Here is a 21,436-nt window from a genome sequence, read left to right as displayed (position 1 = left end):
GATATCCGGGTGAAGTGCCACCGCGTCGATGGCACACTCCGAGCATGTCCGAGATCGTGATCACCACACTTGCCGAGCGGCCCGAGATCACCAGTGTGCTGGGAAACTTCTGGAAGGTCTGGCCGCGGTTCATGCTGGAGGACCTGATCGGTGACGCGCTGATCGGGCACGTGAGCCGGGAGTTCGCGGACCAGTGCCTGGTCGCGACCGAGGACGGTGAGCTGGTCGCGCATGCGCGCAGCATCCCGTTCGCGTTCCCGATCGAGGACCGCACGGAGTTGCCGTCGCGCGGCTGGGACCAGGTCCTGCAGTGGGGGATCGAGGACCACAGGCTGGGCCGCGAGACCACCGTGTCGAGTGCGCTCGAGGTGATGATCAAGCCGTCGCACACCGGCCGCGGGCTATCGCACCGGATGGTTCAGGGCCTGCGCGACGCGGTGAAGGCGAAGGGCCACACCGCCCTGTACGCGCCGGTCCGCCCGAACGGCAAGACCGACGCGCACCTTCCGATGAGCCAGTACGCCGCTCTCACCCGTGACGACGGTCTGCCCGTCGACCCGTGGTTGCGCGTGCACGTGCGGGCCGGCGGGAAGATCATCAAGGTCGCGCCGGCCTCGATGGTGGTCGCCGCCTCGCTGGCCGAGTGGCGGGAGTGGACCGGCCTGCCCTTCGACGCCAGCGGGGAGGTCGTCGTACCGGGCGCTCTCGTGCCGGTGCTTGCCGACGTCGAGCACGACCGGGCCGTCTACGTCGAGCCCAATGTCTGGGTCCGCCACGACGTCTAGCGAGCCAGCCGGCCCAACAGCGACGACGCAGCGATGATGCCGGCGACGGCGGCGACGATCAGTACGCCGAAGTCGAGCAGGTAGTTGGTGGGTTGGCCGATGAGGAGGCCGCGGAGCGCGCCGACCTCGTAGGTGAGCGGGTTGACGTGGCTGAGGACTTTGAGCCAGCCGGGCATGATGTCGATCGGGTAGAGCGCGCTGGAGGCGAAGAACAGCGGCATGGTGATCGCCTGGCCGATGCCCATCAGGCGGTCGCGGCGCAGGACCAGCCCGGCGATGGTCATCGACAGGCAGGAGAAGAACGCGGCGCCGAGAACGACGACGGCCAGAACCGCGAGCAGCTTCAAAGGGTTCCAGGTCAGGTCGACGCCGAGCAGGGCGGCGACGATCAGTACGACGATCGCCTGGGTGATCGTCCGGATCCCGGCCGCGAACGCCTTGCCGGCGACCAGGGCCGAGTGTGGGGTCGGGGTGACGAGGAGCTTGGTGAGGATGCCGGCGTCGCGTTCCCAGATGATCTGGATGCCGTAGAAGATCGCGACGAACAGCGCAGACTGGGCGATGATGCCGGGCGCGAGGTAGTCGAGGTACGGGACGTCGCCGGTCGGGATCGCGCGGATCCGGCTGAAGGTCTGGCCGAAGATCACCAGCCAGAGGATCGGCTGGATCGCGCGGGTGACCAGCTCGGTCCGGTCGTGGCGCAGTTTCTGCAGCTCGACCAGGCAGAACGTGCCGATCCGGCTGAAGAGGCGGGTGACGGAACGCCAGCGGGTGTCAGCCGAGACGCTGGGCTGTACGACGGGTGCCACGGACATCGCGCAGACCTCCCTTCTCGCCGGCCGCGAGGCTCTCACCGGTGTGGTGCCGGAACACGTCCTCGAGACTCGCGTCGGGGCCGAGCTCGGTCTTCAAGTCAGCGGGACTGCCCACCGCACGCAGCCGGCCGAGGTGCATGAGGGCGACGCGGTCGCAGAGGATGTCGGCCTCCTCCATGTAGTGCGTGGTCAGCAGCACGGTCATCCCGTACTTCTCCTGCATCTCCTGCACGCGCGCCCAAACCGAGTCGCGCGCGACCGGGTCGAGGCCGACGGTCGGCTCGTCGAGCACCAGCAGAGCCGGGCGATTGACGAGTGCCTGCGCGAGCTCGAGGCGGCGGACCATGCCACCCGAGTACGTCGACGCGAGGCGGTCGGCCGCGTCGGTCAGGTCGACGATCTCGAGGACCTCGGCGACCCGGGCGGCTCGCTCACGACGCGGTACGTCGAAGAGCCGGGCGAACCAGGAGACGTTCTCGCGACCACTGAGCGCGCCCTCGATCGACAGTTGCTGAGGGACGTAGCCGAGCAGCCGGCGTACCGACATGGCATCGGTGCGGACGTCGAGCCCGAAGACGTGGACCGAACCGGACTGCGGTGGGTAGAGCGTGTTGAGGACGCGCAGCGTGGTCGTCTTGCCGGCGCCGTTCGGCCCGAGCAGCCCGAAACACTCGCCCGGAGCGACAGTCAGGTCGAGGGAGTCGACCGCTAGGTGCTCGCCGAACCGATGGCTGAGCCCGGAAATCTGTACGGCGGATGGCGGCGAGCTCATAGCTGCTCCTGAGGGTGGAGGCGGTCGGCGAGGATGCCGAGCACTGGGAGGGCCGCCCGGAGGGCGTCGCGTTCCTCGGGGTCGAGGTCGTCCAGGGCCTGCGAGACGAGCGTGGCCCGGCGGTCGCGCCAGGCCTCGACCTCGCGACGGGCGGAGTCGGTGAGGGTGAGGCGGGCGATGCGGCGGTCGGCCTGGTCCTTGGCGCGCTGGAGGAGGCCTTGGTCGGTGAGTTGCCGGACCAGGGTGGAGATGGTGTTGGCGGCGAGGCCGAGCTCGGTGGCGGCCTCGGCGACCGAGATGCCGGGGGTACGGCGGACAGTCCGGATCAACTCGGCCTGGGCGTCGGACAACGGGAACGGGCGGCCCGTCGTACGGCGGAGATGGCGTTTGACGAGGCCGAGCGTGCTCAGCAGCTCGTCGGCGAGGAGCTCGGTGGTGACCACCTGTTCACCATAGCTCTGTCGCAGAGATATTTCAGCAGGTCGTCAGAAGATGCCCCCTCAGAAGGTACGGAGCACCTTGATGACGCGGCGGCGGAGCCAGACCCGGCGGGTGCCGTCGGGATAGCGGCGGAGTCTGGCCAGCTCCCAGCCGCCGTACTCGGCGTGCTCGGTCAGGAGGCGGCGCACCGCGCCACGCGACTCCGTCCGGGAGACCTCGAACTGTTGCAGCTCGTATTCAGCCATCCGCACCTCCGACTTTCAGACGACAATCCTCACGAAACGTCCTCCAGCGCCGCCACGATGGCCGGCGGCAGAGTCAGTTCCTCAACGCCCAGCACCGACTTCAATTGCATCGCAGTCCGGGCGCCGACGATGGCTGCCGACACGCCGGGCCGGTCCCGGACCCAGGTGAGCGCGACCTCGAGCGGAGTCCAGCCGAGCCCGTCCGCGGCACGTGCCACCGCTTCAACGATGCCCGAACCACGGCCGTCGAGGTAGGGGTCGACGAATCTGGACAAATGCTGAGACGCCGCCCGCGAGTCCGCGGGGATGCCGGTGCGGTACTTCCCAGTCAACACACCCCGGCCAAGCGGGGACCACGCCAGTACGCCGATGCCGAGCCCTCCGGCCGCGCGGATCGCGTCCGCCTCGGCGTCCCGGGCGAGCAGCGAATACTCCACCTGGTTCGAGACCGGTACGGCGCGTCCCGGCCACGCCTGCTGCCACGTCACCGCACGGGCGGACTTCCACCCGGCGTAGTTGGAGACACCGACGTACCGGGCCTTGCCGGCGTTGACCGCGTAGTCGAGCGCGGACAGCGTCTCCTCGAGCGGGACGTCGTCGGACCAGGTGTGCAGCTGCCACAGGTCGATGTAGTCGACGTTCAACCGGCGCAGCGACGCATCGAGATCGCGCAGCAGCGAACCCCGCGAGGTGTCGGTGATCCGCTCGCCGCGGCGGACGCTGAAGCCGGCCTTGGTGGCGATCACCACATCGTCGCGCTCGACCACGTCGCCGAGCAGGGTCCCGATCAGTCGCTCGCTGTCACCGTCGCCGTACGCCGCGGCGGTGTCGATCAGAGTGCCGCCGGCGGCCACGAAGGCGGCGAGCTGCTCGCGCGCCTCGTGCTCGTCGGTGTCACGGCCCCAGGACATGGTGCCCAGGCCGAGCCGACTCACCGCCAGACCACTGTGACCGAGATAGCGCTGCTGCATGGGTCGAGCCTATTGCGGGGCACCGACAACGGCTGGATAGGCTCGCCAGTCATGCGACTCGGACTGAACATCGGCTTCGTCTTCGGCGACGAGCACCTCGACCATCTGAAGCTCGTCAAAGAGGCCGAGTCTCTCGGCTTCTCGGTCACCTGGGCGGCGGAGGCGTACGGCTCGGACGCCGCCACGCTGCTGACCTGGATCGCCGCCCAGACGACGACGATCGACGTCGGCGCGGCGGTCTTCCAGATCCCGGCCCGGACCCCGGCGATGACCGCGATGACGGCGGCCACCCTGGACCGGCTGTCCGGCGGCCGGTTCCGGCTCGGCCTCGGCGTGTCCGGGCCGCAGGTGTCCGAGGGGTGGCACGGAGTCCGGTTCGACAAGCCGCTGGCCCGCACCCGCGAGTACGTTGCCATCGTCAACGCCGCCCTGCGGCGCGAGACGGTGGAGTTCCACGGTGAGCACTTCGAGCTGCCGCTGCCCGGTGGGCCGGGCAAGGCGCTGAAGCTGTCCAGCCGCCCGCTCCGCGACCACGTGCCGGTCTACCTGGCCGCGGTCGGCCCGAAGAACCTCGAACTGGCCGGCGAGATCGCCGACGGCTGGCTCGGGATCCTCAACGACCCCGCTTATCTTGGAGAGCAGTTGAAGCACATCGAGGCGGGACGTACCCGCGCGAAGCGCGCTGACGGCACTGTGCGTCAGCTGGGGCTGGACGGCTTCGACGTCGTCGCCTCGGTTCCGCTCATGACCGGTGACGACCTGGCGGCTGCCGCGGACCCGATCCGTGGGTACGCCGCCTTGTACATCGGCGGCATGGGCAGCCGGGAGAAGAACTTCTACAACGCGCTCGCGGTCCGGATGGGCTACGCCGACGAGGCCAAGGAGATCCAGGACCTGTACCTGGCCAAGCAGCACCGCGACGCGATGGCCGCCGTACCGCAGGGCTTCATCGACGGCATTTCGCTGCTCGGCGGCAAGGAGCGGCTGGCCGAGAAGCTGACCGCCTACGCCGAGGCCGGTACGACGACGGTCGCCGTCACGCCGTTCGCCCCGACGGTGGAGCAGCGGCTGGCCGACATCCGCGTGCTCGCCGAGGCCCTCGAGCTGTCCGGAGTGGGTAGCCAGTGACGATCTGGGACTCGATCATCCTCGGCATCGTCGAGGGGCTCACCGAATTCCTGCCGGTCTCCAGCACCGGCCACCTGACCATCGCGTCGAAGGCCCTCGGGCTGCCGATCGACGACCCGAGCGTGACCGCGTTCACCGCGGTGATCCAGTTCGGCGCGATCGCCGCGGTCGTGCTCTACCTGTGGAAGGACATCGCCCGGTACGCCGTGGCGTGGTTCCGCGGACTCACCAAGCCCGAGCACCGCGGCGAGTTCGACCACCGGATGGGCTGGTACGTGATCGTCGGCTCGCTGCCGATCTGCATCGTCGGGTTCCTCGCGAAGGACCTGATCTCCGGCCCGCTGCGCAGCCTGTGGTGGGTGGCCGCCTCGCTGATCGGCTGGTCGTTCTTCATGGTCGCGGCCGAGCGCCTCGGCTCGAAGAAGCGGCCGCTGGAGAAGATCACGATGACCGACGCCATCGTGATGGGCCTGGTCCAGTGCCTCGCGCTGATCCCGGGTGTCTCGCGGTCGGGCGCCACCATCACCGCCGGTCTGTTCCGCGGTCTGGACCGGGTCGCCGCGACGCGGGTCGCGTTCCTGCTCGGGATCCCGGCCCTGGTGGGGGCGGCGGTCTTCGAGTTGCCGGACGCCCTCGGTGGCCACGTCGGCGCCGTACCGCTGCTGGTCGGCACTGTGGTCAGCTTCATCGTCGGCTACGCGTCGGTGGCGTGGCTGATCCGGTTCGTGGCCAAGCACACGACGGAGGTCTTCGCCTTCTACCGCGTGCTGGTCGGCATCGTGATTCTGATCCTGCTGGCGACCAGCACGATCACAGCGACTTAGAGCCAGCCCACCTTGCGGAAGAGGCCGTACATCGTGCCGCAGACACCGCCCATCAGCAGCAACACCGCGTAGTACCCGAAGTGCCAGCGCAGTTCGGGCATGTTGTCGAAGTTCATGCCGTAGATGCCGGCCAGCATGGTCGGCACTGCGGCGATCATGACCCAGGCCGAGATCTTGCGCATGTCGTCGTTCTGCTGGACCGACACGCGCGCCAGGTGGGCGTTGAGTGCCGACGTCAGCAGGGCATCGAGGCCATCGGTCTGCTCCGAGACCCGGGTGACGTGGTCGGCCACGTCACGGAAGAACGCCGCCGCGTGCCGGTTGATCCCGGGAGCGCCGTGCGCGAACGCCTCCATCGGTTCGCGCAGCGGCACGATCGCCCGGCGCATCTCCAGCACCTCACGCTTGAGCTTGTAGATCCGCTCGGCGTCGCTGGTCCGCTCAGGGGAGAACACCGAGCTCTCGACCTCGTCGACGTCGATCTCGACCTGCTCGGCGACCTCCTCGTAGCCGTCCACGACCGAGTCGCAGACCGCCCACAGGACGGCGCCCGGTCCGTGGCCGAGCATCGAGGCTCGGTCCTCCAGGGCGTGCCGGGTGGTGGAGAGTTCGGCGCCGTCGCCGTGCCGCACGGTCACGACGTACTGGGGTCCGACGAAGACGCTGACCTGGCCGGTCTCCACCTGGTCGCCCTCGTCGACGTACCAGAGGGTCCGCAGTACGACGACCAGCGCGTCGCCGTACCGCTCGACCTTGGGGCGCTCGTGGGCTCGCAGGGCGTCCTCGACGGCGAGTTCGTGCAGGCCGAACAGAGCCTGGACGCGGCGCATCTCGGCGTCGGTGGGATCGTGCAGGCCGACCCAGCCGAAGGTCTGGTTGTCGCGGTCGATGGTCTGGGCAACGGTCTCGGGTTCCTTCGGCAGATCGAGCCGCTCACCCTCGGCGTACACCCCGCAATCGACGATCACGGACCCATCATGGCACCGGAGGTTGCGCAGACCGGATAGCGTGCTCGTTATGCCCACGGTGATTCTGGTCCGGCACGGCCGCAGTACGTCGAACACATCCGGCACGCTGGCCGGGCGGACCCCGGGCGTGAAGCTCGACGACACCGGTGTTCAGCAGGCCGCAGCGGTGGCTGAGCGACTCGCCGCGCTGCCGCTGGCGGCGATCGTGACGTCGCCGCTGGAGCGTTGCCGGCAGACCGCGGCCGCGATCGCCAAGCACCACAGCGGGCTGCGGCCGGCGACCGACCGGCGCCTGACCGAATGCGGGTACGGCGATTGGACCGGCCAGAAGATCTCGACGCTGGCGAAGGACCCGCTGTGGTCCGTCGTACAGGCGCATCCGTCGGCGGTGACGTTCCCGAACGGCGAGTCGATGCGAGCCATGCAGCAGCGCGGCGTGGACGCGATCCGGGCGCACAACGCAGCCCTGCCCGACGACGCGATCTGGGTGGCCGTATCGCACGGTGACGTGATCAAGGCGATCGTCGCTGACGCGCTCGGCCAGCACCTGGACACCTTCCAGCGGATCGTCGTCGACACGGCCTCGACGACGATCATCACCTACACCAAGACGCGCCCGTTCCTGGTCCGGCTGAACGACACCGGCAGCGAGCTCGCCTCCCTGATCCCCAAGCCCCCGGCGAAGGGGAAGGCGACCAAAAAGCAGTCTTCCGACGCCGTTGTAGGCGGACGGTAATAGGGTTCTAGTCATGGCACGCGTTGTTCATTCCTACGACGAACCCGAGCGGTTCGTCGCCGGCACCGTGGGGGAACCCGGTGCGAGAACGTTCTTCCTGCAGGCCCGGGCGGGGGTCCGGCTGACCTCGGTGGCCTGTGAGAAGGAACAGGTGATGGCGCTCGCGGAGCGGCTCGACGTGATGCTGGACGAGGTCGCGCGGCGGTTCGAGCGGGAGCCGCTGACGCCGGTGGGGCCGGATGACACCGACCCGCTGGAGCAGCCGATCGAGGAGGACTTCCGGGCCGGCACGATGACGCTGGCCTGGGAGGCCGACGCCGAACGGGTGGTGATCGAGGTGTTCTCGGTCGTCACCGGCGAGCAGGTCGAGCTGGAGGAGGACGACCCGGTCGCGGCGGTCCTGGAGTCGGAGGAGGGCGAGGCCCTCACAGTCCGGCTCACCGAACTGCAGGCCCGGGCCTTCGCCCGGCGAGCGGTGGCGCTGGTGGCGTCCGGCCGGCCGAGCTGCCCGTTCTGCGGTCGTCCGATCGACCCCGAAGGCCACATCTGCCCACGCGCCAACGGCTACCGCAGGCACTTGCCCGAATGACCGATTCAGATCTGTTGGCTCGTGGGGAACTGTCCCTGCTCGGCCGGCTGATGGCGGCCTCGAACGGGACCTACCAGGGGTCGGTCAGTCTCGGGGCGGAGGCGGCGACGGTCGTCTACAAGCCTGTGCAGGGGGAGCGGCCGTTGTGGGACTTCCCCGACGGCACGCTGGCCGAGCGTGAGTACGCGGCGTACGTCGTCTCCGAGGCGCTCGGGTGGTCGATCGTGCCGCCGACCCTGCTGCGCGACGGGCCGCTCGGCGAGGGCATGGTGCAGCTGTGGGTGGACGAGGCCGAGCTGAGTGCGGGGGAGACCGAGCTGGTCGACATCGTCCCGCAGGGCCGGGTGCCGAAGGGCTGGGTCGGCGTCCTGGACGCGCTGGACGGCCGGCACAACCCGGTGACGCTGGTGCACGCCGATACGCCGGCGCTGCGGCGGATGGCCGTGTTTGATGCCTTGGTCAACAATGCCGACCGCAAGGGCGGCCACGTGCTGAACCCGGGCGACGGCCGGGTGTTCGGCGTCGATCACGGTGTGACGTTCAATGCCGACGACAAGCTCCGGACCGTGTTGTGGGGTTGGGCCGGTGAGCCGATCGCGCCGGACGACCTGGACGACGTACGGCGATTGGCCGACGGACTGGCCGGTGGTCTCGGGCAGGAGTTGGTTCAGCTGATCACCGCGGTCGAGCTGACCGCCACGCGCGAGCGCTGCGCGACCCTGCTGAAGACCGGCACGTACCCGTACCCGAGCGACGACTGGCCGGCCATTCCGTGGCCAGCCTTCTAACCGGCCGCGCAGGGTAGCCGACCGGGCTGTGGCGCGTGGCCGGGACCGGGGAATGGAACCGTGTCACCGCAGCGAATTCGGGTCTGACATAAGCTCCAGACCATGCAGGCGTGGACGAATCCAGACATCCCGGTCGTGCCGGGCCCCGCCCGGCGGCTGCGCCTCCACGACACCGCCTCGGGCGGACCGGTCGAGGTGCAACCGGTCGACGGCAGCACCGCGCGGATGTACGTGTGCGGCATCACGCCGTACGACGCGACCCACATGGGGCACGCGGCGACGTACGTCACGTTCGACCTGGTGAACCGGCTGTGGCGCGACGCCGGGTACGAGGTCGTGTACACACAGAACATCACCGACGTGGACGACCCGCTGCTCGAGCGGGCCGCCGCGACGGGCGTCGAGTGGACCGACCTGGCGCACAAGGAGATCCAGCTCTTCCGCGACGACATGACCGCGCTGCGGGTGATCCCGCCGCAGCATTACATCGGTGTCGTCGAGTCGATCGATCTGGTGGCGTCCGCCGTACAGGAGCTGCAGCAGGCCGGCGCGGTCTACTCGGTGGACGGCGACCTGTACTTCGCTGTGAAGGCCGACCCGGCTTTTGGTGGGGTCTCGAACTACGACCGCGAAACGATGACGGCGCTCTTCGCCGAGCGCGGCGGCGACCCGGACCGCGAGGGCAAGCAGGACCCGCTGGACAGTCTGCTGTGGCGCCACGAGCGCCCGGACGAGCCGTCGTGGGACTCACCGGTCGGCCGGGGCCGTCCGGGCTGGCACGTCGAGTGTTCCGCGATCGCGCTGAGGCACCTGGGGATGTCGTTCGACGTCCAGGGTGGGGGATCGGACCTGATCTTCCCGCACCACGAGATGTCGGCCAGCGGCGCGCAGGTCGCGACCGGTCAGCACCCGTTCGCTCGTGCCTACGTGCACCAGGCGATGGTCGGCCTGGACGGCGAGAAGATGTCGAAGTCCAAGGGCAACCTTGTCCTGGTCTCCAAGGAACGCCTGGCCGGTACTGACCCCATGGCGATCCGCCTGGCCCTGCTGGCCCACCACTACCGCACCGACTGGTTCTGGACCGCCGAAGGCCTCACCGAAGCTCAGGCCCGCCTGGACCTCTGGCGAGGCGCCCTCGGCCGTGGTTCCGGCCCCGATGGCGCGGCCGCCGTCGACGCCGTACGGGCCGCCCTCACCAACGACCTGGATACGGTCGCGGCCCTATCCGCGGTCGACACCTGGGCCGAGTCGAACGGCGACGACACCTCCGCCCCCGCCCTGGTAGCCCAAGCCATCGACGCCCTCCTCGGCATCAAGCTCTAGCACAGCGAGCGCTGACCTCGTCCTCTGCAATCAACCTTGCACAAGAGGTCTTGAGTAATTGCTGGGGAGTCGCGTGTCTTCGCGGGGAAAGCGGCTAGCTGCAGCAGGGGTCGGCGCAGGCGGTGGCGGTGGGGGCGCAGCAGCCCTTGCCTTGCCAGGCTTCGACGCCTTCGCGGATGGCGACGGCGGCGATGATGAGGCCGGCGACGGGGTCGGCCCAGCCCCAGCCGAGGGTGGCGTTGAGGATGAGGCCGACCAGGAGGACCGCGCTCAGGTAGGTGCAGAGCAGGGTCTGGGTCGAGTCGGCGACCACGGCGTTCGAGCCCAGGGCTTTGCCGGTACGGCGTTGGGCCCACGACAGGAACGGCATCACGATCAACGAGGCGATCGCCAGGCCGATGCCGACCGGCGACGTCTCGGGGTTGGCGCCTGTGATCAGGGTTCGGATCGACTCGAAGGCGACGTACGCGGCCAAGGCGAAGAAGGAGAAGGCGAGCAATCGCAGGGCCTGCTTCTCGCGGGATTCAGGCATTTTGTGGCGGAACTGCCAGAGGATGATCAGGCCGCTGGAGACCTCGACGACCGAGTCCAGGCCGAACCCGACCAGCGCGACCGAACCGGCGACGACGCCGGCGCTGATGGCGACGATCGCCTCGATGATGTTGTAGGTGACCGAGGCGCCGGCGAGCAGTTGCGCGCGGCGGCTCAGCTTGCGGCGCAACTCGGGGTCGGTGGTCCACGTGCTGGGTGTTAGTGACAGCGGTTCGCTCATGCCTGGGCCGCCTGACCGTAGTTCGGGCAGAGCGCGACCGCGTCGCCGGTCAGATCGAGCAGCCGCTCGGCGGCCGAGAGCAGGTCGATGGTCGCCTCGGGGTGGGTGAGGCTGAAGAGCGAGGCGCGGCCGACTGGGCGCGATTCGACGAGGCCGCAGTCGCGCAGGCAGGCCAGGTGCTTGGAGACCGTGGACTGCGCCAGTCCGAGGTGTTCGGTGAGGTCGACGACGCGGTGTTCGCCGAGTGCCAGGTGCCGCACGATGGCCAGTCGGGATCCGTCGCTGAAGCCGTTGAACAGACAGGCCGCTACCGAGAGAGCGGCCGCCTCATTGATCATCGCCATCTGGCGATGCTATCGGCAACTGGCGTGCTTTGAGAAGCTGGCTAGGCTAGGCCCTCACATGAACGGATCGTTGCAGCGGCTTCTCGTGCGTGGCCTGATGGTGGTCGCGGCGCTCCTTGCCGTGTGCGCGTTCCACAGTCCGTCAGCGCCGGTTGAGGGCTTGGCCGCAGCGGACTCCGCGGTGATGGTCGATTCGACCAGATGCCCGGTGGGAGGCGACGACACGCACCTGTCCGTGGCGGGTGTGCTGGGCGTCGCGTCAGTCGTCAGCGGACTCGTCACGTCCCCGTGCCGAACGGCTTCGGTGAGCCCGGTGTACGCCGGTGAACGGCTGCCGTCTCCAGCATGGGCGACGACTCCGTCGGTGATTCAGTTGCGCATCTCGCGCAGGTAGGCACGCAAGCAGGACCACTCCACACCATCGGCGTACTGCCGGTGCGTCCTTGCATGCCTTGCCCTACCTGATTCGAGGAGCAGCACATGAGTACCACTACACGGATATCGATTGCGATCGCGGCCGCCTTCATCCTGATCACCGGCGTACTGGTGGCCGTCAAGGCCAACGACAAGCCGGCAGCTAGTCCGGCCGCCGACAGTCTGGTGCGGGCCGACAGCCACAAACTCGATGTCGCGGCCGACGGCAAGGCCACCTTCGTCGAGTTCCTGGACTTCGAGTGTGAGTCCTGTGGCGCGGCGTTCCCGGTCGTCGAGCAGCTGCGCAAGACCTATGCCGGCAAGGTGACGTTCGTGGTGCGGTACTTCCCGCTGCCCGGTCACTTCAACGCCGAACGTGCCGCGCGTGCGGTCGAGGCCGCTGCCAAGCAGGACAAGTTCGAGCAGATGTACCAGAAGATGTACGAGACCCAGTCCGAGTGGGGCGAGCAGCGAGTGCCGGCCGACGACCGGTTTCGCGGGTATGCCAAGGAGCTCGGGCTGGATTTGGTTGCCTGGGACAAGGATTACGCCGACCCGGCCACCCTGGACCGGATCAAGCGCGACATCGCCGATGGCGAGGCGCTCGGCGTGACCGGTACGCCGACCTTCTTCCTGAACGGCGAGAAGCTGCAGCCGCAGTCGGCCCAGGACCTGACGGCGAGTATCGATGCAGCCCTCAAGAAGTGAGCCGTTCCCGAGGCTGCTGCCGTGGCTGTTGCTGGTCGGCGGCGCGATCGGGCTGACCGCCGCCGTCGTACTGACTGTCGAGAAGATCGCGATGCTGCGCGACCCGGGCTACATCCCGTCGTGCAGCATCAATCCGATCCTCTCGTGCGGTTCGGTGATGACCAAGCCACAGGCCGAGGCCTTCGGGTTCCCCAACCCACTCATCGGGATCGCCGGGTTCGCCGTGATCACCACGGTCGGGGCTGCACTACTGGCCGGTGCGGTCTTCCGGCGCTGGTTCTGGCTCGGCCTGCAGGCAGGTGTGACGTTCGGCGTCGTGTTCGTGCACTGGCTGATGTTCCAGAGCCTCTACCGGATTCAGGCACTCTGTCCGTACTGCCTGGCGGTTTGGGCCGTCACGATCCCGATCTTCTGGTACGTGACAGTGCACAACCTCAACCGCCCAGCGGTCACGCGGTTTCACAGTGTCCCGGTGACGATCTGGGCGGTCGTCGTACTGGCTTTGATCGGTGAGCAGTTCTGGCCGTACTGGCAGACGTTGCTCAGCCGGTGACGGCGACGTGCGTCTTGATCGGGGTCGGCTTCGGAGCGGCCGGCGGCGCGTTCACCGGGGGAGTGGGCTTGGGCGTGGTGGGCTTCGGGGTCGGCTTGGCGGCGGCCGGCTTGGCGCAGGTGGCCGAGGCCAGGCGGATGACCTGCGCTCCGTTGCCGAGGTCGATCTTCAAGCCCGTGATCGTGAAGGAGCCGTCGGCGTTCTTGGTCTGCTCGTTGACGGTGAGCGCGATCAGCGGGTTGGCCGGCGTACTGAAGGTCTGGGTGGTGCTGGGGATCTTGATCGTCTGGCCCAGCAGGGTCAGGGATCCGACGTCGATGCCGCCCTTGGCGCCGGAGCACCAGACGTTCACGGCGTCGATGCCCAGCAGGGAGCTCGGCGGGGTGAGCAGGAGCTTGCACAGGTCGGGGAGGTTCTTGACCGGCAGGTCCTTGGTGCTCAGCGAGGGCAACGGGAGCGGCAGGCCGAGGTCCGGCAGCTTGATGTCCGGGATCGGCAGGTCGTCGGCGCCGGTCGCCGGCAGCGCGTCGCACTGCTTCTTCAGGTCCGGCGGGATCGGGATCTGGCCGAGGATGTCGGCGCCGACCGAGATGTCGATCAGCTCGACCGAGGCCGAGTTGTTGCCGGCATTGACCGTGCCGGCCCGGACCGAGAGCAACGGGTTGTCGGGCAGCTCCAGCGCCGACGACTTCTTCGGCTTGCCGTCGAGAGATTCCACGTACGGCGTCTTGTCGACCGGCACCTGGCCCGTGGCGCTGACGGCGTACGCCGACGAGGGCCGGGCGGCGGCGTTACCCACCGGGGCACTGGCGACCAGGCTGAACGCCACGACTCCGGCCACGGCGGCTGCCGTGATGACAGTCGGTACGAGCTGTCGGCGCATCTCCGGTCTCCTCACGTACGTCATTTGTTGTCGATCTGCACGAGCGTCCCGAGCGGGACCTGCTGAAGTTTGGCCAGGGCGGTCTTCGGGACTCGAACACACCCGGCGCTGATCGCGGCTCCGAACACGTCGGCGCGCGGCCACCCGTGGATCGCGACCGTACCAGGTCCGCCACCGAACGTGTCGAGAGTGGGACTGTGCGCACCCAGCGGCAGCACGATCGGCGACGCGGAGCGCTTGTGGTCGACGATCGAGCCGAGCAGGAACGTGCGGCCGGCCGGGGTCGGGGTCTTGCGGGCGCCGACGCCGGCCTTCCACGACCCCAAGCGCCGGCCCTTCTCGAACAGCTCGATCGTCCGCGATCCGGTGTGCACCCGGATCAGGTACGACGAGGAGGCGCGATCGAGTTCGTCCTCGCGCATCCAGCCGGTGGAGCGGTTCGGTTTGGACGGGAGCAGCACGCGGACCCAGCCATCGGCCTGCTCGACCACGGGCAGCCAGGTCGGGCCGAACTGCTTCGGCGCGATCTTCGCGAAGGGGTCGCCATCGGGGGAGGTGTAGAGCGCGGACTCGGCGCGTGGGTGCACGACGACCCCGGTAGTGGGTTCGTACGGGTCCGGGTCGAGAGGGGCGCCGGCGATCGTGGTCGCCGTACTGGATGCGGCGAGTGTGGTCAGGTCGACCGGCGGTGGTTCGTCGTCCTTCTTGTTCCCGAGGAAGCCGATGACGGCGACGATCCCGAGCAGGATGAGGACGGCGAGGGCAGGCATGGAGGAGCTGCCGTGCTCACTCCGCGACCTGCGCATCTGCCTTGCTCCCCGTGACCGGCCTATCGTCCGACGACGACAATAGGCCGATCCACGGAGTTACGCCACGGTAGGTGACCCGTGAGTAGCAAATATTTAGGGCGTGTCCGGGTGGTTCTTGTTCCGGCGGCGCAGGTAGCGCTCGAACTCGGCAGCGATCGCGTCGCCCGAGGCCTCCGGCAGGTCGGCGGTGTCGCGCTGCTCCTCCAGGGAGTGCACGTACTCCGCGACTTCGGGGTCCTCTTCGCTCAGCTCGTCCGCGCCGCGCTGCCAGGCGCGGGCCATCTCGGGCAGCTCGCCCTCGGGCATCTGCAGGTCGAGCAGGGCCTCGATCTTGCTCAGCAGCGCCAGCGACGCCTTCGGGCAGGGCGAGCCCGCGATGTAGTGCGGGATCGCCGACCAGATCGAGACCGACGGTACGCCGAGGCCGCTGCAGAGGTCGGCGAAGACGCCGGTGATGCCGGTCGGACCCTCGTACGTCGACGGCTCGAGACTCCACGACGCGCTCAGCGCCTCGTCGTTCGAGGTCGCGGAGACCGGGATCGGCCGGGTGTGCGGGGAATCGGCGAGCAGCGCGCCGAGGACGACGACGATCTGGGCGTTCGACTCGTCGACCACCTCGAGCAGCTCCTGGGCGAAGCCGCGCCAGCGCATGTTCGGCTCGATGCCGCGGATCAGCAGGATGTCGCGGTCGGTGTCCTCGGGCTGGGCGACGAAGACCCGGGTGGTCGGCCAGGTCAGCTGCCGCTCGCCGTTCTCGTCGAAGCCGACCTCGGGCCGGTTCACCTGGAAGTCGTAGTACTCCTCGGGGTCGATCTCGGTGACGAGCTCGGCACCCCACTGCTCGATCAGGTGGTCGACCGCTCCGGTGGCCGCTTCGGCGGCGTCGTTCCAGCCCGCGAACGCCGCGATCACGACCGGGTCCCTCAGGTTCGCGAGATCAACCACTCGCAGGCCCCCTGTCGTCTGTAGCCATCCGGCGAGGTTGCCGGATTCCGGACTGCCAGCCTACGTCGTTCACTCACGCCACGCGCCTCGCTTTCACGCGGAGCGAAAAGTGTCGCCGTACCCCCGGCGGAACGTGTCGGGTGGAGTCACGGGAAAATGGTTCCGGAACAACCACAAGTGGAGGGGGAGCCGTGCTGCAGGCCGTGCTCTGGGACATGGACGGAACGCTGGTCGACTCGGAGAAGGTCTGGGACGAGGTGCAGCACCGGGTGCTGCCCGAGCTCGGCGGAACCTGGACGGAGGAGGACAGTCTCGGGCTGCTCGGCAGTGATCTGCGGGACGCCGTCCAGGTCTGGCTGGCCGCGCTCCCGGCCGGTGTGATCACCGCCGAGGCGCTGGCCGAACGGATCTTCAGCGAGGTGATCGAGTCGCTGCGCCGTGAGGTGGAGTTCCAGCCGGGTGCGCTCGAACTGCTCCAGGCGCTCCGCAAGGCCGACGTGCCGTGTGCGCTGGTGTCGGCGTCGTACCGGGTGATGATCGACGCGGTGCTCAGCCACCTGCCGGACGATCCGTTCGACGTGATCATCGCCGGTGACGAGGTGATCAACGGCAAGCCGCACCCGGAGCCGTACCTGACCGCCGCGGCCAAGCTGGGCGTCGATCCGGCGCAGTGCGTGGTGATCGAGGACTCGCTGACCGGGACCCAGGCCGGTACGGCGGCCGGCGCGTACGTGGTCGCCGTACCGCATTTCGTGCCGATCCCGGAGGCACCGCGCCGTCTGGTGGTCGGCTCATTGGAAGCCGTGACTCCGGAGGCGCTGCGGGAGTTGCTCCGCTGAGGCGTTACCGTCACTTGGTGCCCTCGGGGGCAGTTACTGGGGTCGTGGGGAAGGTGACAGGGTGAGCGAGTTGTGGCGGCGGGTCGTGATGTCCGCTGCGATCGGTGGGCTGGGTGCCGGCCTGGTCGCGTGCGGTGAGCCCGACGACAACGCACCGCACACCGGTGACCCGACGCCGAAGTCGATGGTGTTGCGGGTCGCGACCACCGACTCGATCAGTTCGCTGGATCCCGCCGGCCCGTACGACGTGGGCTCGCGGACCGTGCAGGCGAATCTGTACCAGACGCTGCTGACGATCCTGCCGGGCAAGCCGACGCCGGTGCCGGACGCGGCGGACTGCCAGTTCGATTCGCCGACGACGTACACGTGCAGTCTGAAGGAAGGGCTGACCTTCCCCAACGGTCATCAGCTGACCTCGTCGGACGTGCGGTTCAGTTTCGAGCGGATGCTGGCGCTGAAGACGCCCGGTGGGCCGGCGCCACTGTTCTCCTCGGTGACCTCGGTGAGTACGCCGGACGAGCTGACCGCGGTCTTCAACCTGAAGGGCCCGGATGCCCGGCTGCCCTACCTGCTGACCACGACCGGCGCGTCGATCGTGGACGAGGAGGCGTACCCGCGCACCAAGCTCCTCGACACCTCCGCTTTCGGCAGCGGGCCGTACCAGCTCACGTCGTACCGGCCGGGGGAGTCGGTCACACTCGCGCGCTTCGCCGGGTACAAGGGGTCACGTGGCCCGCAGAACGACGGCGTACAGATCGCTCTGGTCAAGGACGCGGTCGCGCTGAACCAGGCGATTGCCGGGAGCAAGGGCACCGGCAGCAAGAACGGTGGGCAGGTCGATCTCGCCTATCGCGGGTTCACGATCGGCCAGCTCGACAAGCTCCGGACGTCGAACCAGGTGCAGGTGGTCGAGTCCGAGGACGCGGTGATCCAGTTCGTCGCGTTCCAGCTGAAGTCGGTGACGGCCCGCAGACTGCCGGTACGACGGGCGATCGCGCAGCTGATCGATCGTCCGGCGCTGGTGAAGAAGGCGTACGCCGAGCATGTCAGCCCGCTGTACTCGATGGTGCCGCCGAGCTTCGGTGGCGCGACGGATGCGTTCCGGGCCGAGTACAAGCAGCCGAACAAGGCGGCGGCCGCCGCGATCCTGAAAGCGGGCGGCGTGAAGGGCGTAGTGCCGCTGACGCTCGGCTGGACGCCGTCGCGGTTCGGCCCGGGGTCCAAGGCCGAGGCGCTGGAGCTGAAGCGGCAGTTGGACGCGTCGGGACTCTTCCGGGTGACGCTGAAGAGCGCGGAGTGGCCGGCGTACCAGGCGCAGATCAAGGCGGGCGCCTTCGACCTCTACATCGCGGGCTGGATCCCGGAGTACCCGGACGCGGACAACTACCTGGCGCCGTTCGTCGGGGTCAGCGATCCCTTCCCGAACGGGTACCGCTCGGCGGCCGCGATGAAGCTGCTGCAGCAGGAAAGGTCCGAGCAGAACGGCATCAAGCGCGCCGAGCTGATCGAGCAGCTCCAGGGCGTGTTCGCCCGGGAGGTTCCGGTGCTGCCGACCTGGCAGGGGCGACTGAGCGTAGTCGCCGGTCAGGATGTGCAGAACCTGTCCGGAGCCCTCGATCCGTTGGCCTTTTTGCATCTGTCAGGACTTCGCAAATAGCGCCGTGGGATGACACAAAGATGCCATGACAGTAACGGTTTGCGAGGTCATGGCGACCCTCGGTAGGACGGCGTGGTTTACTGCGAAAACGTCCACGATACGGGACGATTTCCTGCCGATCACGATCGGGCAACGCACCGCATTCGGCGTTTGACTCCAGACCGTAATGGCGGCAGGTTAAGGCCGCAGCCATACCGGATTCCGTTCCGGTTCAACCGAATGACGCAGGGGAGTCGCATCGCGTGAGCGCACCACTCGAGGTCGCACCGGGGTCGTCCGACGCCCAGCCGGAGGCCGTCCTCGACGGCGTGAAGAAGATCGAGGGCCGGTCGCTCTGGCAGATCTCCTGGATGCGGCTCAAGCGCGACAAGGTCGCGCTCGCCGGTGGCGTCTTCGTCGTCCTGCTGATCCTGGTGGCGATCTTCGCCCCGCTGATCTGCAAGGCGATCGGGATCACGCCGAACGACTTCAACCAGAAGCTGGTCGACCCGTCGCTGCAGACCCCGATCGGCAAGCTCGGCGGCGTCAGCTGGGACCACCCGCTCGGTGTCGAGCCGGTCAACGGCCGCGACATCCTGGCCCGGGTCATCTACGGCGCGCGGATCTCGCTGCTGATCGCAGTCCTGGCCACCATGCTCTCGGTCGTTATCGGCGTCGTCATGGGAGTGGTCGCCGGCTACTTCGGCGGCTGGGTCGACTCGCTGATCAGCCGCTTGATGGACATCTTCCTGGCCTTCCCGCTGGTGCTGTTCGCGCTCGCCCTGGTCGGCGCGATTCCGGACAAGCTGCTGGGCCTGGAGGGTGACGCGCTGCGGGTAGCGCTGATCGTCTTCATCATCGGCTTCTTCAGCTGGCCCTATATCGGCCGGATCATTCGCGGTCAGACGCTCTCACTGCGGGAGCGCGAGTTCGTGGACGCGGCCCGGAGCCTCGGCGCCCGGCGGCCCTACATCCTGTTCACCGAGCTGCTCCCGAACCTGATCGCGCCGATCCTGGTCTACGCGACGCTGCTGATCCCGACCAACGTCCTGTTCGAGGCCGGTCTGTCCTACCTGGGCGTCGGTGTCCGCCCGCCGACCGCGAGCTGGGGCGACATGCTGTCGATCGCCTCGAAGTGGTACTCGGTCGACCCGATGTACATGATCCCGCCGGGCCTGGCGATCTTCGTCACGGTCCTGGCCTTCAACCTGTTCGGCGACGGGTTGCGCGACGCGTTGGACCCGCGGTCGCGGTAGTACTTCTCTCCAAACCGGGAGCCTTGTGAAGGCAGGGTTCTCACCACACAAAGGGGTGCAACAAGAGATGAGTCGGAAACGCATCACGACGGCAGTAGCCGTCGCTGCGGCCGTCGCCTTGAGTCTGGCGGCATGCGGGGGACCGAAGGCCAAGCCGGGCGGTGGCACCAGCGAAGGTGGCAGCGCGCCGGAGGCCAACGCGGCCGTCGACAAGATCTACAGCCCGAGTGACAAAAAGGGCGGCACGCTCCGGATGGCCATCACCCAGGACTGGGACTCCACGGACCCGGGTGACACCTACTACGGTCTGTCCTGGAACCTGGTGCGGAACTACGTCCGCCCGCTGATGACCTTCAAGGCCGTTCCGGGTGCCGAGGGCGGCAAGCCGGTTCCGGACCTGGCCGAGGCTCCTGGTGTTCCGAGCGACGGCGCCAAGACCTGGACCTACAAGATCCGCAAGGGCGTGAAGTTCGAGGACGGCACCGAGGTCACCTCGAAGGACGTCAAGTACGCCGTCGCGCGGTCGCTGGACAAGGCGACGCTGCCGAGCGGCCCGACGTACTTCAACGACTTCCTGCTGGACGTGCCGGAGGGCTTCAGCGTCTACAAGGACAAGGCACTGGCCGGCGTCGCCAAGGCGATCGAGACCCCGGACGCCAACACGATCGTCTTCCACCTGAAGAAGCCGTTCTCGAGCTTCGACTACTTCGCGCAACTGCCGTCGACCGCCCCGGTCCCGCAGGCGAAGGACACCGGTGCGAAGTACAAGGAGCACCCGGTCTCGACCGGTCCGTACAAGTTCGGGACCTTTGACTCGAACAAGGGCTTCGACCTGGTCCGCAACGAGAACTACGACGCGTCCACCGACCCGGACTCGGGCCGCATGGCGCTGCCGGACAAGATCACCATCGCCTACAACGTCGAGGGCACGGACATCGACAACCGGCTGATCGCCGGTGACCTCGACGTCGACCTGGCTGGTACCGGTGTGCAGCCGGAGACCCAGGCCAAGGTGCTGGCCGACCCGAAGCTGAAGGCGCACACGGACAACGTGCCGGCACCGCGCCTGAACTTCACCGTGCTGAACACCCAGGTCCCGCCGCTGGACAACATCCACTGCCGCAAGGCGATCCTGTACGCCGCTGACCACGAGGGTTACCAGCGTGCCTACGGTGGCCCGGTCGGTGGCGACATCGCGACGAACCTGATGCCGCCCGCGGTCAATGGTTCGCAGAAGTTCGACGACTACGGCTTCGAGGCCGACAAGAACGGCAACGCCGAGAAGGCCAAGGACGAGCTGAAGCAGTGCGGCAAGCCCGACGGCTTCCCGATCAACATCACCTACCGCACGGACCGCGGTAAGGAGAAGGCGGTCGCGGAGACCCTGCAGGAGTCGTTGAAGAAGGTCGGCATCATCCTGACCGCCAAGTCCTACCCGACCGGCGACTACACCAAGCTGTACGCCGGTAAGCCGGACTTCGCGAAGACCAACAAGCTCGGCCTGATCGTCTACAGCTGGGGTGCCGACTGGAACGACGGCTTCGGCTTCCTGCAGCAGATCGTGGACAGCCGGACCATCCGGGACACCGGTGGTAACACCAACCTGGGTATCCGGATCCCCGAGGTCGACGCGCTGGTCGACAAGGCGATGTCCGAGACCGACGAGACCAAGCGCAACCAGCTCTGGGTCGACGTCGACAAGAAGGTCATGGAGCAGGCCGGCGCGCTGCCGGGCATCTGGGCCAAGGGCTTGCTGTACCGCCCGGACACGGTGGCCAACGTGTTCACCAACTCCGGTCAGAACATGTACGACTACGCGGCCATCGGCCTCAAGTAAGTCGTTGCCCTGCCCAACCAACCATTTCGCCAGTAGAGGTAGGTGAAGGCTTCGG

At 68.1% G+C, this 21,436-nt stretch carries 24 protein-coding genes; 13 read left to right on the top strand and 11 right to left on the bottom strand.

Features of this window, described 5'->3' with window-relative positions:
- Positions 1 to 44 precede the first annotated feature (44 nt).
- Entirely contained in the window at positions 45 to 785 is a 741-nt protein-coding gene (locus ACIA49_RS35135; protein ID WP_396382480.1) for a GNAT family N-acetyltransferase, read from the top strand.
- Here the strand turns inward: ACIA49_RS35135 and ACIA49_RS35130 are convergent.
- Genes ACIA49_RS35130 through ACIA49_RS35110 form a run of 5 tightly spaced genes read right to left on the bottom strand, consistent with a single transcriptional unit; the run spans position 782 to position 4,029 of the window.
- Positions 782 to 1,600 (bottom strand): ABC transporter permease, encoded by an 819-nt coding sequence (locus tag ACIA49_RS35130; protein ID WP_396382478.1) that lies wholly within the window; start codon positions 1,598 to 1,600, stop codon positions 782 to 784. The two genes, ACIA49_RS35135 and ACIA49_RS35130, sit on opposite strands and share 4 nt — an antisense overlap.
- Positions 1,560 to 2,372: an ABC transporter ATP-binding protein gene (locus tag ACIA49_RS35125; RefSeq protein ID WP_396382477.1), complete on the bottom strand. Its 813-nt coding sequence runs from the start codon at positions 2,370 to 2,372 to the stop codon at positions 1,560 to 1,562. The genes ACIA49_RS35130 and ACIA49_RS35125 overlap by 41 nt, the downstream gene beginning before the upstream one ends.
- The gene (locus tag ACIA49_RS35120) at positions 2,369 to 2,815 is read right to left on the bottom strand and encodes a MarR family winged helix-turn-helix transcriptional regulator (protein WP_396382476.1); all 447 of its coding nucleotides are present in this window, start codon (positions 2,813 to 2,815) and stop codon (positions 2,369 to 2,371) included. The genes ACIA49_RS35125 and ACIA49_RS35120 overlap by 4 nt, the downstream gene beginning before the upstream one ends.
- 57 nt (positions 2,816 to 2,872) lie before the next feature.
- The gene (locus ACIA49_RS35115; RefSeq protein WP_132414093.1) at positions 2,873 to 3,058 is read right to left on the bottom strand and encodes a DUF5703 family protein; all 186 of its coding nucleotides are present in this window, start codon (positions 3,056 to 3,058) and stop codon (positions 2,873 to 2,875) included.
- 29 nt (positions 3,059 to 3,087) lie between these two features.
- Positions 3,088 to 4,029 (bottom strand): aldo/keto reductase, encoded by a 942-nt coding sequence (locus ACIA49_RS35110; protein ID WP_396382475.1) that lies wholly within the window; start codon positions 4,027 to 4,029, stop codon positions 3,088 to 3,090.
- A gap of 51 nt (positions 4,030 to 4,080) precedes the next feature.
- On the opposite strand from ACIA49_RS35110, the gene ACIA49_RS35105 reads away from it, so the two are divergent.
- On the top strand, positions 4,081 to 5,157 hold the full coding sequence (locus ACIA49_RS35105) for an LLM class F420-dependent oxidoreductase (protein ID WP_396382474.1): 1,077 nt from the start codon (positions 4,081 to 4,083) through the stop codon (positions 5,155 to 5,157).
- Entirely contained in the window at positions 5,154 to 5,981 is an 828-nt protein-coding gene (locus tag ACIA49_RS35100; RefSeq protein ID WP_396382473.1) for an undecaprenyl-diphosphate phosphatase, read from the top strand. Before ACIA49_RS35105 ends, ACIA49_RS35100 begins: the two co-directional genes overlap by 4 nt.
- Here ACIA49_RS35100 and corA read toward each other — a convergent pair.
- Positions 5,978 to 6,949: a magnesium/cobalt transporter CorA gene (corA, locus tag ACIA49_RS35095; protein WP_396382471.1), complete on the bottom strand. Its 972-nt coding sequence runs from the start codon at positions 6,947 to 6,949 to the stop codon at positions 5,978 to 5,980. The two genes, ACIA49_RS35100 and corA, sit on opposite strands and share 4 nt — an antisense overlap.
- Before the next feature lie 49 nt (positions 6,950 to 6,998).
- On the opposite strand from corA, the gene ACIA49_RS35090 reads away from it, so the two are divergent.
- The 4 genes from ACIA49_RS35090 to mshC all read left to right on the top strand — a co-directional run bounded on the left by ACIA49_RS35090 (position 6,999) and on the right by mshC (position 10,385).
- Positions 6,999 to 7,685 (top strand): histidine phosphatase family protein, encoded by a 687-nt coding sequence (locus tag ACIA49_RS35090; RefSeq protein WP_396382469.1) that lies wholly within the window; start codon positions 6,999 to 7,001, stop codon positions 7,683 to 7,685.
- A gap of 13 nt (positions 7,686 to 7,698) precedes the next feature.
- Positions 7,699 to 8,274, top strand: coding sequence for a DUF3090 family protein (locus ACIA49_RS35085; protein ID WP_396382467.1), 576 nt, complete (start codon positions 7,699 to 7,701; stop codon positions 8,272 to 8,274).
- A complete protein-coding gene (locus ACIA49_RS35080) occupies positions 8,271 to 9,062 on the top strand; it encodes an SCO1664 family protein (protein ID WP_396382465.1) in 792 nt (263 codons plus the stop codon). Before ACIA49_RS35085 ends, ACIA49_RS35080 begins: the two co-directional genes overlap by 4 nt.
- A 102-nt stretch (positions 9,063 to 9,164) precedes the next feature.
- On the top strand, positions 9,165 to 10,385 hold the full coding sequence (mshC, locus tag ACIA49_RS35075) for a cysteine--1-D-myo-inosityl 2-amino-2-deoxy-alpha-D-glucopyranoside ligase (protein ID WP_396382464.1): 1,221 nt from the start codon (positions 9,165 to 9,167) through the stop codon (positions 10,383 to 10,385).
- A gap of 94 nt (positions 10,386 to 10,479) precedes the next feature.
- Here mshC and ACIA49_RS35070 read toward each other — a convergent pair whose 3' ends face one another.
- Both ACIA49_RS35070 and ACIA49_RS35065 read right to left on the bottom strand, forming a co-directional pair.
- A complete protein-coding gene (locus ACIA49_RS35070; protein ID WP_396382462.1) occupies positions 10,480 to 11,157 on the bottom strand; it encodes a cation diffusion facilitator family transporter in 678 nt (225 codons plus the stop codon).
- Complete coding sequence (locus ACIA49_RS35065; RefSeq protein ID WP_396382461.1) at positions 11,154 to 11,501, bottom strand: ArsR/SmtB family transcription factor; 348 nt, start codon at positions 11,499 to 11,501, stop codon at positions 11,154 to 11,156. The genes ACIA49_RS35070 and ACIA49_RS35065 overlap by 4 nt, the downstream gene beginning before the upstream one ends.
- Positions 11,502 to 11,981: 480 nt before the next feature.
- On the opposite strand from ACIA49_RS35065, the gene ACIA49_RS35060 reads away from it, so the two are divergent.
- On the top strand, positions 11,982 to 12,623 hold the full coding sequence (locus tag ACIA49_RS35060) for a DsbA family protein (RefSeq protein WP_396382460.1): 642 nt from the start codon (positions 11,982 to 11,984) through the stop codon (positions 12,621 to 12,623).
- A complete protein-coding gene (locus tag ACIA49_RS35055; RefSeq protein WP_396382459.1) occupies positions 12,604 to 13,176 on the top strand; it encodes a vitamin K epoxide reductase family protein in 573 nt (190 codons plus the stop codon). Before ACIA49_RS35060 ends, ACIA49_RS35055 begins: the two co-directional genes overlap by 20 nt.
- Here the strand turns inward: ACIA49_RS35055 and ACIA49_RS35050 are convergent.
- The 3 genes from ACIA49_RS35050 to ACIA49_RS35040 all read right to left on the bottom strand — a co-directional run bounded on the left by ACIA49_RS35050 (position 13,166) and on the right by ACIA49_RS35040 (position 15,813).
- On the bottom strand, positions 13,166 to 14,059 hold the full coding sequence (locus ACIA49_RS35050; RefSeq protein WP_391545077.1) for a hypothetical protein: 894 nt from the start codon (positions 14,057 to 14,059) through the stop codon (positions 13,166 to 13,168). The genes ACIA49_RS35055 and ACIA49_RS35050 overlap by 11 nt on opposite strands.
- A gap of 20 nt (positions 14,060 to 14,079) precedes the next feature.
- Positions 14,080 to 14,865, bottom strand: a complete 786-nt coding sequence (locus ACIA49_RS35045) for a L,D-transpeptidase (RefSeq protein WP_396382457.1) — start codon at positions 14,863 to 14,865, stop codon at positions 14,080 to 14,082.
- 96 nt (positions 14,866 to 14,961) lie between these two features.
- Positions 14,962 to 15,813, bottom strand: coding sequence for a PAC2 family protein (locus ACIA49_RS35040; RefSeq protein WP_396382456.1), 852 nt, complete (start codon positions 15,811 to 15,813; stop codon positions 14,962 to 14,964).
- A gap of 191 nt (positions 15,814 to 16,004) precedes the next feature.
- Between ACIA49_RS35040 and ACIA49_RS35035 the strand changes: the two genes are divergently transcribed.
- The 4 genes from ACIA49_RS35035 to ACIA49_RS35020 all read left to right on the top strand — a co-directional run bounded on the left by ACIA49_RS35035 (position 16,005) and on the right by ACIA49_RS35020 (position 21,381).
- Positions 16,005 to 16,652: an HAD family hydrolase gene (locus ACIA49_RS35035; protein WP_396382455.1), complete on the top strand. Its 648-nt coding sequence runs from the start codon at positions 16,005 to 16,007 to the stop codon at positions 16,650 to 16,652.
- A gap of 61 nt (positions 16,653 to 16,713) precedes the next feature.
- Positions 16,714 to 18,309 (top strand): ABC transporter substrate-binding protein, encoded by a 1,596-nt coding sequence (locus ACIA49_RS35030; RefSeq protein ID WP_396382454.1) that lies wholly within the window; start codon positions 16,714 to 16,716, stop codon positions 18,307 to 18,309.
- 242 nt (positions 18,310 to 18,551) lie between these two features.
- Positions 18,552 to 19,544, top strand: coding sequence for an ABC transporter permease (locus ACIA49_RS35025; protein ID WP_396382453.1), 993 nt, complete (start codon positions 18,552 to 18,554; stop codon positions 19,542 to 19,544).
- A gap of 67 nt (positions 19,545 to 19,611) precedes the next feature.
- Positions 19,612 to 21,381 (top strand): ABC transporter substrate-binding protein, encoded by a 1,770-nt coding sequence (locus ACIA49_RS35020; RefSeq protein ID WP_396382451.1) that lies wholly within the window; start codon positions 19,612 to 19,614, stop codon positions 21,379 to 21,381.
- The last annotated feature ends 55 nt before the right edge of the window (positions 21,382 to 21,436 follow it).

This window comes from Kribbella sp. NPDC051587, assembly GCF_044453945.1.
Classification (GTDB): domain Bacteria; phylum Actinomycetota; class Actinomycetes; order Propionibacteriales; family Kribbellaceae; genus Kribbella.
This window is presented reverse-complemented; position numbering and strand designations above follow the sequence as displayed.